At 54.8% G+C, this 14,570-nt stretch carries 14 protein-coding genes; 5 read left to right on the forward strand and 9 right to left on the reverse strand.

The genetic code is table 11. The features are described 5' to 3' along the window. Positions 1-2 precede the first annotated feature (2 nt). From C443_RS19690 to C443_RS19700, 3 genes are all read right to left on the reverse strand, one after another. Complete coding sequence (locus tag C443_RS19690; RefSeq protein WP_005538629.1) at positions 3-455, reverse strand: ArsR/SmtB family transcription factor; 453 nt, start codon at positions 453-455, stop codon at positions 3-5. A gap of 90 nt (positions 456-545) precedes the next feature. Further along, positions 546-1,343: a DUF7847 domain-containing protein gene (locus C443_RS19695; protein WP_005538630.1), complete on the reverse strand. Its 798-nt coding sequence runs from the start codon at positions 1,341-1,343 to the stop codon at positions 546-548. A 1,602-nt stretch (positions 1,344-2,945) separates the two neighbouring features. Beyond that, positions 2,946-4,151 carry an MFS transporter gene (locus tag C443_RS19700; RefSeq protein ID WP_005538634.1) on the reverse strand — a complete coding sequence of 402 codons (1,206 nt, stop codon included), beginning with the start codon at positions 4,149-4,151 and terminating at the stop codon, positions 2,946-2,948. 107 nt (positions 4,152-4,258) lie between these two features. Here C443_RS19700 and C443_RS19705 point away from each other — a divergent pair, with 107 nt between their 5' ends. Beyond that, a complete protein-coding gene (locus C443_RS19705) occupies positions 4,259-5,182 on the forward strand; it encodes a DUF7351 domain-containing protein (protein WP_005538638.1) in 924 nt (307 codons plus the stop codon). 209 nt (positions 5,183-5,391) lie between these two features. Here C443_RS19705 and C443_RS19710 read toward each other — a convergent pair whose 3' ends face one another. Beyond that, positions 5,392-5,910 carry a GNAT family N-acetyltransferase gene (locus tag C443_RS19710; protein ID WP_005538641.1) on the reverse strand — a complete coding sequence of 173 codons (519 nt, stop codon included), beginning with the start codon at positions 5,908-5,910 and terminating at the stop codon, positions 5,392-5,394. A 167-nt stretch (positions 5,911-6,077) separates the two neighbouring features. Then, on the reverse strand, positions 6,078-6,485 hold the full coding sequence (locus tag C443_RS22425; protein WP_005538643.1) for a DUF7475 family protein: 408 nt from the start codon (positions 6,483-6,485) through the stop codon (positions 6,078-6,080). Positions 6,486-6,853: 368 nt separating this feature from the next. Between C443_RS22425 and C443_RS19720 the strand changes: the two genes are divergently transcribed. After that, on the forward strand, positions 6,854-7,351 hold the full coding sequence (locus C443_RS19720) for a hypothetical protein (protein ID WP_005538645.1): 498 nt from the start codon (positions 6,854-6,856) through the stop codon (positions 7,349-7,351). 45 nt (positions 7,352-7,396) lie between these two features. On the opposite strand, the gene C443_RS19725 is transcribed toward C443_RS19720, so the two are convergent. The 4 genes from C443_RS19725 to xseA all read right to left on the reverse strand — a co-directional run bounded on the left by C443_RS19725 (position 7,397) and on the right by xseA (position 11,014). Next, positions 7,397-8,245, reverse strand: a complete 849-nt coding sequence (locus C443_RS19725) for a hypothetical protein (RefSeq protein WP_005538647.1) — start codon at positions 8,243-8,245, stop codon at positions 7,397-7,399. Next, the gene (locus tag C443_RS19730) at positions 8,245-9,003 is read right to left on the reverse strand and encodes a PQQ-binding-like beta-propeller repeat protein (RefSeq protein ID WP_005538648.1); all 759 of its coding nucleotides are present in this window, start codon (positions 9,001-9,003) and stop codon (positions 8,245-8,247) included. Before C443_RS19730 ends, C443_RS19725 begins: the two co-directional genes overlap by 1 nt. 629 nt (positions 9,004-9,632) lie before the next feature. Continuing rightward, entirely contained in the window at positions 9,633-9,809 is a 177-nt protein-coding gene (gene xseB / locus C443_RS19735; protein ID WP_005538651.1) for an exodeoxyribonuclease VII small subunit, read from the reverse strand. Further along, on the reverse strand, positions 9,806-11,014 hold the full coding sequence (gene xseA / locus C443_RS19740) for an exodeoxyribonuclease VII large subunit (RefSeq protein WP_005538652.1): 1,209 nt from the start codon (positions 11,012-11,014) through the stop codon (positions 9,806-9,808). The genes xseB and xseA overlap by 4 nt, the downstream gene beginning before the upstream one ends. Positions 11,015-11,259: 245 nt before the next feature. On the opposite strand from xseA, the gene C443_RS19745 reads away from it, so the two are divergent. From C443_RS19745 to C443_RS19755, 3 genes are all read left to right on the forward strand, one after another. Then, entirely contained in the window at positions 11,260-12,129 is an 870-nt protein-coding gene (locus C443_RS19745) for a ParA family protein (RefSeq protein ID WP_005538654.1), read from the forward strand. Then, a complete protein-coding gene (locus C443_RS19750) occupies positions 12,130-12,531 on the forward strand; it encodes a hypothetical protein (protein ID WP_005538656.1) in 402 nt (133 codons plus the stop codon). A 784-nt stretch (positions 12,532-13,315) separates the two neighbouring features. Beyond that, the gene (locus C443_RS19755; RefSeq protein ID WP_005538658.1) at positions 13,316-14,332 is read left to right on the forward strand and encodes a DUF368 domain-containing protein; all 1,017 of its coding nucleotides are present in this window, start codon (positions 13,316-13,318) and stop codon (positions 14,330-14,332) included. The last annotated feature ends 238 nt before the right edge of the window (positions 14,333-14,570 follow it).

Genomic DNA, 14,570 nt, shown 5'->3' on the forward strand with positions numbered 1-14,570 from the left:
GCTCATTCGGTAGTGATGAACTGTGAGATGGATTCGCCGATAGCAAGTAAAATCGATGGGGGACCGAGCAGCGAAGCGAACGATTTGAACGCACGTTTGAGACTCGGGCGGTCGTCCTCAGTGCCGAGGAAGAGAAGTGTTGGGTCTTCAGACACGACGTATACACTCATCTCGCGACCCTTTTCGGAATAGCAGGTGTCAGTCACCTCGATTACGCCAGCCGCTTCGAGATTCTCCAAATGATAGTGAACGTTCTGCAGGCTCTGGCCGAGTTGCTCAGCGATCCGTGCCGGTGTCGCTGGCGTTTCGTTGAGCAGTTGGAAAATCTCGTATGCAGTCTCCGAGGACAACGCTTCGATTACCTCTCGTGTCGTGTCGTCATCGAGACTCAAGACAGCGGGGTTATCGCTTCGTTCGACGGCGGCGTCAGTTTGTGTTGGAAGAAGTCGTGCCATGTGTGTGAGTAGCTGCTGTGGATCGAGAGCGTGGGATCTGGTCCAGTTGGTTGCCGTTCGAAACTATCATTTGTAATTGTTGGTAGGTGTTTATGTTGATTCCGGGACAGCAGTTAATCGCAGGTAATAGGCCGTGTAGACCGTATAAAAGTACGCGAATCCAACGGAAGACAGAGCGATTCCGAGCAGGAGCAATATCGGCATCGGAATCCCGATCTCAATCGGCAATACGTCAGCCGGTCCAGCGTCCGTCAGTGTCAACCGGAGGAGATATTCGGGGATGAAGAAGGCGTTCAACAGGACACTCCACACCAGTGAGAATCCAGCGACGCTTCTGAGATTTGAACGGACGAGTCCCACACTTTTTCGGAACGTATCAGTAACACTCTGGTTCTCGATGACAATCGCCGTATCGTAAAACTGCACGAACATAATGACAACGAGGATGGACAGCAGCCAGATGAGCATAGATCCGACGCCAGCAATGAAGGCAGCCATCTCGTTAATTGGGGCGAGTGCTATCGAGCCGATACCGAGGATGAACCCGATAAATCCGAGTCCGACAGCGGTCCCGAACACGATAAGTATGAACAACACAGTTGCAAGGAGAAGCGGGAAGTAATGTGTCCGCGCTTCAATAAAAAACTGGGTGAGCGACGTGTCCATTCCTTCGATCGCGGCCTGAGCGGTTCCGATGAAGCCACCGAGAACGAGCGGGAACACGATGAGCCATACGAGCGAGATACCCGCTGATAGTCGTGGTGATTCGATCAGGTGGTCCACGTACTGGAGTTGACTTACGGTCCCGATGAGGAGGCCGGCGACGAACAGGATCGGATTTTCTCGGAGGGCAACGGATCCGTCTTTGAATGCGGAGACTGTCACCATGCGTTCCCGAATTACTGTCGTCGCGTATTAGGCCGAGTGTAGTATCAAAATCAGATTTGAGCATTTTGCACGGTAGTACAGGCGACGAGCACAGATATCGCCAACGCTCCGTTGGGTAGTCATCGGGCCACCTTCTGGTGGCAGGACGGTGGAACCCAGTAGCTGTCGGATGGGGAGACTGTTAACCTGATTCACAAGTGTTTTTGACATCAAGCACATACCGATTAGTTGGGTTCTGGTCCCCACTCCACTTCCCCCTGAATCGTATCCGATTCACCGATCGGCTCGAATCCAGAACCCGTTGTCGTGGATGACAACTTCCGATGGTGTGTAGCACACCACTCCCCCCAGCTGCACATCATCTCTCCCAATCCTTTGCAGGTTGGACCAAAGAGTCGCGCAAGCGTGGCAGTGCCTAATTGAAGTTTTATCATCGAGTGAGCTGTGATACAGCGGAAAACCGACAGACAGCGTGAGGACATCACAAGCGCTTTCGTGGCTACTCGTCTCAGGATCAAGTGGGTTCCGTGCCGTGTCCAACCCATTGGGTGCACCCATCCCATCGATTGTTGCAGGGCTGAGCCCGTCGTCGAAGTAGACGACTTTGGGTGATGCATTGCATACCGCTTCTCCCACCCTAGCAACCCGCCATTCTGCTGGTGTACACAGCGGAGCCACAGAGTATTGTTGTACGTCCAAGCGCGTACGTCACTGGAAACATCGGTACGGGTAGTAGGGCTGGCTATTATCGTGGGGGATGAAGTCATGGTATTTGGTATCGTGACTCCACAAAGGCTATTTATGAGGCGTCTGTCACATGCGAGTGGGTTCTGGTCCCCGCTTCGAGCTCCCCTGACTGCTGGTCGTCTGACTGGGTTTCTCGGGTCCAGAACCCAGCCGTGCCTCTGACATAGCAAAATGGTGGGCGCTACGCAAGGTGCCCATTGCAGCCCACCATTCTCCCTCCAGACGAACGGGAAGTGTTGTATCGTATTCGTCCGATTGTAGCACTGTTGCCGTCACCATTGGCGTCTCCGATCATGAGTGATCACAGAGACCTGTAGGTGTCTCAGCATGGCACGAGTGAACGTCATCAGAACGGTGGCGAAGAATGTCAGTACCCGTCCCTTTCCCCTCACTTGAGACCTCCGCTCGACACGTCGGCGATGTTATTATCAGCGTCGATGTAGTACAGCTGGCACTATCCTATTCATTAAATCATCGATAAATGGCTTCATATAGTTAGAGAACGGTGGTTATCGATATGCTTCAGTGGCTCCGAGCACGTTTTACACAAGACTCTAACTCGGGTTCGGCAGCGACCATTGCTGTCGATACCTGTGTAGAGTGCGATGCACCAGCGCCACCTGGGGCCAGCCGTTGTGGCGACTGTTTAGATAACTGAGACGCTGTGCTCTGTCGCCCGGTACTGTTCAGTATCGACAGCCCACTCTCGAAGTAGTCGACAATCCCACTCAACCAGCTGATGCTACTAGAGCAGCTCAATGCGTTCATTAGTTGGACGACGGCGAACGAGTGGCATATCAAGTTGTGCTGACACTCGTTGTTTGTCGAAGTGGATAACACGGACGAATAGGTCGGCTACACCACGCGTTCGTCAGCGTGCTCAAGGGGCAACTGCCACCAAGCAACCAACCCAGCCCCGACGGCGAGGGTGACGCTCGCGGCTACCAGCATGATCAGTGCGGAGGTTCGGTCGGCGACGATACCGCCAACGGACCGGAAGCCGATCCCGGCGATCGCACTGACCATCGACACAGCACTGAGGCTGGTCGCACGTCCAACAGACTCAATTCGGTCGTTCAGGTACTGATGTTGAAGGGGGGTAGTAACGCTGTTTGCCATCCGGAGGAGGAAGATCGCCGGGAGGACGATAATCGGCTGGACGAGCACCGGGAGGAAAAAGAGTGCGACGATGAAAGGAAGTCCGAGAAACCACCGCCGGATTCCGACGTACTCTCGTATCAGGCCGGCGGCATTGCTTGCAACAGCGGAGACTACGTAGAACCCCGCATACAGCCAGCCGAATTGAGTGAGCGAGACGCCGACGGACCTGCTGACGGGCTGAGTGAACGTACTGGTCAAGTTCCAGAAGCCGAAAAACAGCGCTGTATATACGACGAACGATCTGAGCGATGCAGAGGAAAACAGTACGTGAAGCGCGGCTCGTGCCTCGCGGAGCGTGAATCGGTCGTCAGTATTGTCATCTGTTACGTCGGGTTCCGGAAACGTGTAGAGGACTGCAATGCTCACTACGAGGATGGCCACGTTCGCCACGAAGGGGTACACCCAGTTTAGGCCAGCAAGGTAGCCACTGAATAGCGACGTGATGGCAGTACCAACGTACCAGATTGCTTCCCCACGTCCCTTGACGGCAGTGAACCGATCTTCATCAAGGTCCTCGGAGAGAACGTCGTACAGCCACGCGCTCTCGGTGCCGGACCGAAACGCAAGTCCAACTGGCCAGACGACGTAGGCAAAAGCGAAGATGGGAAATGTCTCACCGAAGGCGAATCCCGAAAGCGCGAGAATCGTCAGCAGACTCCCGAGAACGAGGCTGTTGCGACGACCCAGTCGGTCGCCGACGTAGCCAGTCGGGATCTCGCTGACGACCCAGCTGCCCATGAAGATCGCACCGAGGATGCCGACCTCAGTGTAACTAATACCGTTTTCGACGAGGAACAGGATAATGATCGGGGAGACGAATCCCTCTGTCATCGTTGCCTGATAGAGGTAGTACTTTATTACGTCGTTATCACCGATAGGCAACAGATTGGCGGGGGCCATGGTAGAATTCACATAAGAAGTCTGAGATGGAAAAATGTCTACGCAAGGAATTTTGTGTAATAGAAATGTAATATCATCATGGCAACATTTATTTCGTTCCAGCTCGAATGTGTATTATTGACGACGGTTCCGAAAGTTCGAACGCGCTTCCTCGAGCGGCGTTTGCGGTCCTTAATCACCAGACCCGGGTCGACATCCTACTGACGCTGGTCGCCCCATGGGATGAGTCGGGGATTAACGACTACGCCCTCTCCTTCTCTGAGTTGCGTGAGGGTGTGGACTCACGACACAGCGGTCGGTTCAACTACCACCTCCAGCGACTGACCGATGACCTCCTCGTCCAGATCGACGGATGCTACGAATTCACTGACCTCGGCTGGCGCATCGCTCGGGCACTGACTGACACGACAGATGCCTCGCCGCCCGACGAGTCGTTCACAGTCGATGGCACGTGCTATCAGTGCGGCGGACAGTCACTTTCGGGACGGTACAGCCACGAGTGGGTCTGGATCAGGTGTTCGGCATGTGATGACTACGTTGCCGACATCCCGTTCCCTGCTGACGGGTTCACCGATCAAGATTCGTCTGCTGTCGCGGCAGCATGTGACCGGATCAGGCGTCGGTACACGAGGCTCGTTGGAGAGCGCGTCTGTCCGGAGTGTTTCGGTGGACTTGACCGCGAGGTCAGTGAGGTGGCACTGGGCGAGTGTACGTGGATTCGGTTTGTCTTCGAGTGTGCCGTTTGTGGCTACCAGACGAATCCACCCCTCGGTCGGCATCTCTTTGATCGCTCCGAAGTCGTAGCCTTCTATGACCGCCACGGCATCGACACGGAAGCAGAGCCATACTGGACATTCGGCCCAGCTGCAAGCGACGACTACACGACAGTCATCTCAGAAAGCCCGTGGCGATTCCGGACAGTGTGGCCCGCACCGAATGCGGAACTAATGATGGTCGTTGATGAGGAGATGACCGTCACCGAGGTCGTTGAGCGCGAGACGACTGAACACGACGTGGGCTATCCTGACTGATACAGCACTCGGGCAGGGTGTCATGAAACGATTCACACACCTCAGTAGCGCCTGAAAACCGGTGTCTGAGAGGCAGAGATTATTGCTTCTATTCAGAAACAGCAGTAGTAGTCTTCTCGACCGGTCTCAGAAAACCATGCCAACTGTTCTATGACACCCTGATAGATGGCAAGCGCAATTAACTCTATTCTGTCATTTGTAGGGTGACATCAGTCGTCTACGCTAGCCACCATGTGATACTGCGTCCTTTCGAATCCGAGCTTTTCGTAGAATGCGATGGCTCGGTCGTTGTCTACGTGCGGATCGAGACTGAATTCCTCACATCCGGCGTCGCGTGCCCAGTTTCTGATACGGTCGAACAGATCGTCAGCCAGTCCGGTTCCGCGATACGGTTCACTAACGTAGATATCACAGATGAACAGTCGGTCGGGGCGGTCGAAGACACTCGGCGCTTCGTCGATTTCGGCCGCGATATACCCGGCAAACTCACCATCGGTACCGGCGAGGGGAGTCCTGTCGGTGAATCCATCGACGGCGATCCACGTTCGGTACGCCTCCGAGTCAAGGCGATCGACGCGGAACGGAAGTTCCTCCGCAACGAGGTCGACATCGTCGGCGAGTGAGAAGGCATCGACAGTCGATTCGAGTTCGCGGTAGTACGGTAGCCAGAGCTCCTCGATAAAGCGCCGGACTGCAGGCTCTTTTGCTGAGAGTTCCACGATCTCCATACCTGTCCGGACCAGTCGCGGCACTATCTTTGTTACTCTCGGAGTCGACGATGACTTTGAGAGCAAGAAAGCAGAGACTGACAAATTCTTTGATTGTCTTGAGAAACAGCGTAGCATTGAACGTTTACTCCCGTAGCGGCTCTCTATGGACGGTCAATATGGCCTTCTCATGGAGCCGATGTTCTGTATAAGTAGATGGCACAGAGGGCGAGGGTTGCCTCAGCTACCTTCGCTGCGACAGCAAGCGGATTCAGGTTCCCTTGCATATAGAACGCGTCAAAGCTGAAACCCTGGAACGCAAACAGTGCAAGAATAGTGACAATAGCGTATCCCGCAGCGACAAGGTACAGCTCGGGTCGCCAGTATCGGCTACTGTATAGGAGGAATCCACCAAGAAATCCGAGCCCATTCAGAATAAACAGCGTCCCTACTGTCTGACTGAATCCCATGACACGTGGACCGAGCAGTAAGTGGATGCCAGCAGTGGTAAGAGTGGCTACGATTGCGAGGTATCCCACCGGATGCGATGGAAGCGTAAAAAACGAATCTTGCCGTTGTGTCGATTGAGCAACCATATCGAACAACTGTCACTGAAGTGTATTAAATCCATGTGCGTTTCTCGACATTACGGGACCAGACAGAACGCACATGATCGGCTGCGTTCCTGATTTAGCACTGGGAGGAAGAAGTCAGCTGTTCGTTCGACTGTCCCATCAAGTACGGAGACAGTCCAGCAAATCAGCACAATCCCTACCAGTACTGTGTTCGAGGCCGTATCTTCCTCAGCAGTAATACGTCCCGTTTTCTGCAGGAATCCCCTGTCCGTCATCAGCAGTCTCAATCCGAATCGCTGATTCGATCTCGATCTATCAACTCTGACCGTGACACTTGGATGAGACAATCGGAATGATATTCTGTTTCCTGTTGGAACACAATCCTACGGATGGTTTCCCGTCGAACGATCGCGCTCCTTCTCGGATCAGCACTTGTGATTGGCTATATCCAGTATGCTACTGTCTTTGGACCCGTCCAACCCACGCTGACTGTTGAAAATAACGACACGACAGCGTATCAACTGTCAGCGTACACTGTCGAAAGCAGCGAGCAGGCGATGTACCTGAACTTCGAGGTCACGACCAGGGATGGCGAACGCAGGCTCAAGACGCTCTCGCAGTTGGTCTGGCCGGATGGGGATCGAAACGTCACATTCGCCGACGAAGGGGTCCCCACACAACAGATCACCGTCGCTCCCGGCGAGACGGTGACGACCACGATTGATGGGTGGGTGCGTGGGGACGTGACGGTGTACCTCGGCGAGAGGATCGCCGATAACGAGACGCACGTCTATACAGAAACACGGACGTGTCCCCGAACTGGTCAGGAACACAGTGTGACCTTCAAGGAAGATGGCGGAATCAGTGCTAGCGCACTCTGTGCCTGATGATGTACTGGTAGGGATTTGCAAGAGAGACCACGAACGTCGTTACTAACTCTCGTCTGAGCGTGTGTCGCCCGATTCGATATGATCGTCTGGGATCGACACTGTCTCACGAGAGCCAGTCGAAAAGACGGTTCCGATCGCAACGGCGTGAATCGGTGCCACTACGGCAGTACTCAGAAAGCCGCCGGCGACCGGTACGGTCGCGAGTCCCCAGTAGGCGAGCCCAATACCGATGATGAGACCGGCGATGGTCATGCCCTGCCCTTGTGATCGATGATAGCTCTGCCTGAGCGCCGTCACAAAGCCACTGCCGGTGACTAGCAACGCAGGGAGCAAGAACAGACGGGTCAGGACGAACAGACCCACCGCCAACAACATCAGTCCAACCAGGAAATCAGGGATATCCACTGAGAAACCGCCCAACAGCTCCGGGATGGAGACGATCGCAGCCAGTGTGAGATACCTGCTCAACGCACGGGGGCCAGAGTGCGTATCGAGTACTCGTGTAATCGTCACCCAACCGGCGATTCCGACAGCGAGTGGAACGAGGACTTCGAGCCCGACAGCCCAGAGGAGATACCGTGTTTCGAGGTCGACCAACGCACCAACGTGTCGGACCGTTCGTGCAGTACCCTGGGGGAACACTGAATAGGTGACACTGACCGATTGACCGAGTGCGTCGGTCGCCACCGCTGGAATTGAATCGTGTTGGCGAAGCCAGTCGACGAGTGCAACCAGCATACCGATGACAACGAATGGGACAGCGAGCACAGGGTCGCGACGAATGCACCCGAGCGCAGACTTGAACACACCCAGGGTAGACAGTCGAGTCGTCGGGGATGGGTGTCCAAGCGAAGACACCGTCTCGCTTCCATCCTCCTCGTTCCCGGGCATTATGCTTCCTCCAGTGCGAGAACTCGGCCACGATTCGCCAGATACAGCATACCATCCCCGACCATCGGTGGCGAGAGGGGTACTTCCGAAGGATGGTACTCGAACTGTTTCTCACCCGTGGCGACGTCGAATGCCTCCAGTGCCCAGAGTGAATCCACGGCGTAGACGCGACCGTCAGCCACAACCGGTGTCGTTTCTCCGTCGAACGGAACTGTCCACCGTGTCTCGCCGGTTGCCAGCGAGAGTGCATGCAGTGACTCCCGCTCATCGGCAACGAATATCGTCCCGTTGGCTACTGCTGGCGTACTGTCGGTCACATTCCCGTCGAGATTGCGTTCCCACAGGAGTGTCCCATCGGATCGGGCACGCAACTGAACGGACTCACGCGTCGGAATGACGACGCCCTCGTCTGTCGCCACTGGCGGCAGAACTGTCATTTCTTCGAGTTCACGGTGCCAGTGTTGCTCACCAGTAGCAGCACGATACGCAGTGGCCTGTTGGGGCCACGCGGTGACAAACACAATGCCGTCGTCCACCGCGGGTCTGTTGTACGTCCCGCTGACCGACTCGTCTTTGTGATGCGTTCGCTGCCATAGAATCTCCCCATTGTTCGGATTCAGTGCTACGACCGAGTTCGTCCCAGGTAGTGCCGTGTATATCGTCCCGTTCGCAGTGACCGGAGTTGTTGACTCGGCCGGCCCGAAGAAACCGGGGCTAGACGATTGCGGTCCCGTCCATCGCTCGCCGCCGACGGTCATATTTGTGAAGGGGAGTTCCCGTCCACCATTCGCGTTAAGCCCGTAGATGCCGGCTAAACCGGCTATCCCGAGTGTCTTTGTCTGATAGATTGAAGCTGGGGCGATTGCTGGACTTGAGTGATACGGCCCCTGGAAGCTGAATCGTCGCGTTCCAGTCTCGGTATCGAGCGCAAGCAGTCCGTTGCCACCGACGTATAGCGTCTTCCCGCGGCGGATCGGTTGGGCACTCCCCCGAAACCAATCCGGTGCCCTGTGTGTCCACGCAACTGCCACATTGTCTTTTGGACCTGATACTGTGGGGTTGTACCCGGTTCCGGGAGGATCGTATCGGCCCATCGGCCAGTCGGAGGGTGTTTGACTACCAATATACTCCTGCGTCTCAGGAGACGTGAAGCCGCCTGAACCGATAATTCCCGGGGCGACTAATCCAAGAAATCGACGTCGTGTGGAGGGCATCGACTTGCTGGTACATTACAAGCAAAATTATTGCTGTCGGTCTTCTCACCGGATTCAGAAGCGGCTGAGTTTCGATAATAGGCGCTCTCTGGTAACTAACATCTGTTCGAATACCAAGCGTCGGCGGATACCATCAATATCCTCCCACTCAGCAAAACAGTTTCAGCCGGGCTTCAGCGGTCGATAACCTCGCCATCCCCAACAGCTAGTTCCGATTCGAGTTCGGCGATCAGTTCCGTTCCCTCGGCGTGGAGTTCGTTTGCCCGTTCCAGCGAGATGTCTCCGTTTTCGAGCTGTTCGATAATCTGTTCGAGCCGGTCGGTCTTGTTGGCGATTGTCTCGTCTTTCATAGTACCAAGATGTACAGGAGCAGAGCCACAACAAGCAGGCCCAGAGTGAGCAGGACGAGCAGCAGCCGTCGACGCTGGCGGCGATGGGCTGCAGCCTCCTGTTTTCGTTTCCGCTGCTGATCGTACTGGGTTCGTGCTTGCTCTAGCCGGTTCTCAAGGTCGGTCAGTTCATCGCGAACGTGCGTGTCGTATGTGCGGTCAAGCTCGACTTCGAGCGAGGACAGATCCGATTCGACTGTCCGTCTGTAGGCTTGGGTGAGTCGGTCATCCATCGTCTCTGTCGTCGTCTCGACGGTCTCTGTGTAGGCGGTGTTGAGACGCTCTTCGAGCGTTTCTAGTTCCGCGTCTAGTGTTGTCCGCTCCGGAACGATGTTACCCACCTCGGTCGGTGTCATCACCCGTTTGTCAGCCACTTCATCGGCCAGTGTGCGGTCATTCTCGTGGCCGACCCCAACTACGATTGGCGTCTCGGTTCTGTGGATAACACGGCAGAGTGGCGTTTCGTTGAACACCCGGAGATGCTTGTCGGACCCTCCGCCACGAGTAAGAACGATAACGTCGATCAGCGGATCGTCGTCGAGTTTACTTATCGCACCCATGATCGACATCATCGCATTGTCCCCCTGGACGCTCGTGTTCTGGACGACGATATCCACGTCGGGATACCGCTCGTGAATGCTGGTGATTGCATCCAGACGGGCATCGCTTGTCGCACTGGTGGCGATCCCGATCCGTTCTGGGAAGTCCGGCAGGGCTTGTTTGTGCTCCGGATCGAGCAATCCATCCGAGTCCAGCAGTTCCCTGTTTTGCTCGTAGATCTGCTGGTACGTGCCCTCACCGACCTCCACGATATCTTCGACGATGACGGACACGTTGCCTCCGTCTTCGTAATACGAGAGGGAACCTTTGACAGCTGCTTGCATCCCATTCTCGATCGTGGTGTCGATGGTCGCTCGTTTGTACCCAAAGAGCACGCAGTGGATCGTCGAACCACTGTGGACCAGATCGAGGTGGACATGGTCGTTCGAGGACACACCATAGTCGGAGATATCACCGACGACGTAATCGAAGGCGAGCTGGTCTGCACTCTCGACGACTGCACCGATATCCTCGTTCAGCGTATCGACGTAGGTAATTCGCTCCGTTTGGAGTGCTTCCTGCAGTGTCTCTAGCGACGTGTGCGTCGGTCCCGGCTCCGAACCCATTCGACTCCCCTGTAGTGCGGTTGTGTACTTAAGTCATGTACTATCTTGCTACAGCAATCCGGATACCCAGGCACAGCCCGCCAGCGGTGTATTCAGACAGCATTTTGTCGATTTGTATTGCTATTTGTACTGGGTAATTGAACCAATCGATTGAACTAGCTGATTGAACAGATTAGTTGAATCAGTTGGTTGAAACAGAAGTTTCAATCAATGGGTTATTTTAACTGGGGCTATAACAACCAGCTATGCTCTCATACAGCACCTACAGCGAGGCCGGCGGCGTCGGCAAGACGACGACCGCCGCGAACCTCGCCGTTGCACACGCCCGCGCCGGTCTCAAACCACTGGTCGTCCCACTAGATCCGCAAGAGGGAAACCTCTCACGGCTGTTTGGCGTCGACAAGGACCGCTCGAAGGACGTCGACCATCTCGCCCGGCATATGATCAACCGTCCCAAAGGTGACTTGGAGGACCTCATCGTCACTGCTGAACACGGCGTCGACGTCATCGCTGAACACAACCAACTCGCCGATCTCGGGGACTGGCTCCGCCGCGAACAGGATCAAGCCGCCGCTGTCGGGGATGCGTTCAATATTCACGCCGCGTTACTCAGCACGCTTGCCGATGCTGGCGTTCGTAACAAGTACGATGTGCTAATTTGTGACCCTCCGGCGACGGAAGGCCCACACCTACACAACGCTATCAACGCGACACGGTCGTTGGTTATCCCAGTTGAACCGAGTGCGAAAGGTCAAGCCGCTGTTGAGGGGCTAGAACAGCTCGTTTCCGGGCTTGAAGACACGCTTGAGATCGACGTGGGCGTCCTTGCCGCCGTCCCAGTCGGTGTGAAGGGGACGAACGACCAGAAGCGCGTCCTTAGCGAGATTCCGTACTCGACGCCAGAAATCTTCGGCGACCGTACCTCTCTAATGGAAGGGTCGTGGGCACAGCAGTGCTCGGCGTTCACGTATGTCCGGGATCATCGCGACCGCCGACGTGACTACGAGGTCGAAACGCTGGCGCAGTACGACCGGTTGGCTCGCTACCTCGAAGCGCAGGCCGGGATTGAAGCCCCGAACCCACCGGAACCCGGCGCTATCGAGGAGGTGGCGTAAATGGCGGGAATGAAAGAAGGTCCCGGAGAGGACCCGTTCGCCGAAGATACGACCGACGAGCAGGACGACCCGGCGCTGGACCCGACACCAGAAACGACAGCTGAATCTCAGACCGAATCCGAAAGCGACACCACCGACAGCATGAGTACAAACGAAATCCCGTACGTCATTCGCCGACAGACGGTCAAAGAAGACCGAGATAACGAACACGTCGCTTTCCTCCGTGACGAATACGCCGAATTAGAGGACCAAGTGAGAGCCGACGTGGCCGATGAACTCGGTATGCGCTCAAAGGATGTCTCGGTAACGGATCTGCGTGAGGCGTTCGTCGAACTGGCGGCAGAGAATCCCGACACTGTGGCGTCAATACTGGAGAGGTGGGGCTACGAGCACCTCAAATGAACGAGACCAGCCGCACTATTGGATACGCTGCTCGCACAAGAATGAGTCTCAGAGCGAGTGGATGACCCGCTGGTCGCTATTCACCGCAGCCGCCGCACAGACGATCGCTTGTTAAACAGACACTTTCCGTGCGACTCAGATCATCTAACCGACTCGCGGATGCAATTGTGTTTCTCGGTGAGTCGATGAAAAACACAGAGCGAGAGCGGTTCCATGACGGCTGAAACCCTCGATATCCAGCACCAGCATGGTATCAAAACCGATTGCCGAAACAGTTGTCACGACCTACCAACTAAGTGATGATTGCCTGTCAGCGTCGACGTCCAGTGTTACTCGAAGTTCCAGCATATCAGGGTGCCAACTCACGCGACTGCCTGCCCACTGCACGAAGGATCAGTGTTTCGACCACCGCGTCCATCGGTCGCTGGGTGCAAACAGTGGCCGTCACGACCTCTACGGTTCGTTGGTTTGGTATGAGCGACCGACACACTGCCGTTACTCCGTCGAGACTTGTTCTGAGGCATCCGCTCACTTCCCCGGAGGACCACAAGTCGGGACAAGGGGTGAGAAATCCCTTCGTATGATTATATGGGATTCATTAGTGAAATCAGCAACTACAATCAATTGGTCTTTGAATCCGAACAATAGACTATTTAAATGACACTTTCAGTTTAATACAGTCGAATGTCTATCGCCGATCCTAGGCTGTGACGAACGGTATGGAAATATATTTGAGAATTTCATATCCAAAAACACTTGTGACAGCGCTGATACAATTCTGCGAATGGAATCGCCCAACGAGCCACATGAGACGATGACATTCCCTGAAACGTTGCCGTCTCCTCAAGAGTCGATGCGCGTATTTCTCATCGGATTATTGATGGGCACTGCTGATGGCGTACCTGGCGTTTCAGGCGGAACAATTGCCCTCCTTACAGGTATTTACGGGCGGCTCTTGGCAGCAATTGCTGCTGTCACTCCCAGCCGCCTCGGAAACGGCGTCCGCGCAGTTTCTCCACTGTACGGTGGTATCTCACCAGCCCAAGTCGCCCGAGTTTGGAACGAAGTCGACGGGTGGTTTTTAGTCACCCTACTTGGGGGAATCAGTACAGCGATTATCCTCGTCGGTCAGGCAGTCGAGTGGGCAAACAGGCACACACCGGTTCTACTCTTTGGGCTATTCTTTGGTTTCATTGGTGCATCGGCAGTGATTCTTCTTCGAGCAGCTGCAATCCGTACGCTCCCTGAGATACTTGCAGCTATCACAGGGACTGTCACTGCCTTCGTGATCTCCGGGCAATCGCAAGCACTACTTGAAACTGGAAGTCTCCCTGTACTCTTCGTTGCAGGGGCTATTGCTATCAGCGCGATGATTCTTCCCGGACTCTCCGGCTCACTATTACTCGTGATCTTGGGCCAGTACACATACATGTATGCGAAATTGGGTGACTTCCTCGATGGTATTAGTACAGCAGTAACGACTGGATCTCTCGAGACACTCGTTAATGCGGGTGACGAGGTAGCGATATTCACCCTTGGAGGACTCGCCGGCCTCCTTACAGTCGCTAGAATAATTCGTCGCGCACTCGATGCGTACCAGCAAATAACCTACGCGTTTCTCATTTCGTTGGTCTTAGGCGCACTTCGAGCACCGATCACGACACTCAACAGCGCCGAATACTCGGTAACGTGGAGCGTTTCCACGATACAAACCTTTGCCATGACCGCGCTTATCGGCGCACTCATCGTGTTCATCCTCGACTGGTACGCCGTCGATATCGACCTCGAAGCCATCCGCTAGTCGCTATTGTCTTTATTATCCCTTTAAGTGGATGTGTTTCCTTGCGAGTAGTAGCGGGAGAATGGAAGAATGTATTTGTATCGGCATTTTTTAATCTTTACCTTCTATGTTTACTAGTATGAAAGAAAAACAGGGCCTCATAATTACTAGCTTAGGGTTCTTATTGATAGCAATTTTCTCTTTCTCTTTTAGTTCTGGGCACAAATATATCCAGATCGGGTATCTTGTTTTGGGCTTT

The sequence above is a fragment of the Haloarcula argentinensis DSM 12282 genome, assembly GCA_000336895.1.
Lineage (GTDB): Archaea > Halobacteriota > Halobacteria > Halobacteriales > Haloarculaceae > Haloarcula > Haloarcula argentinensis.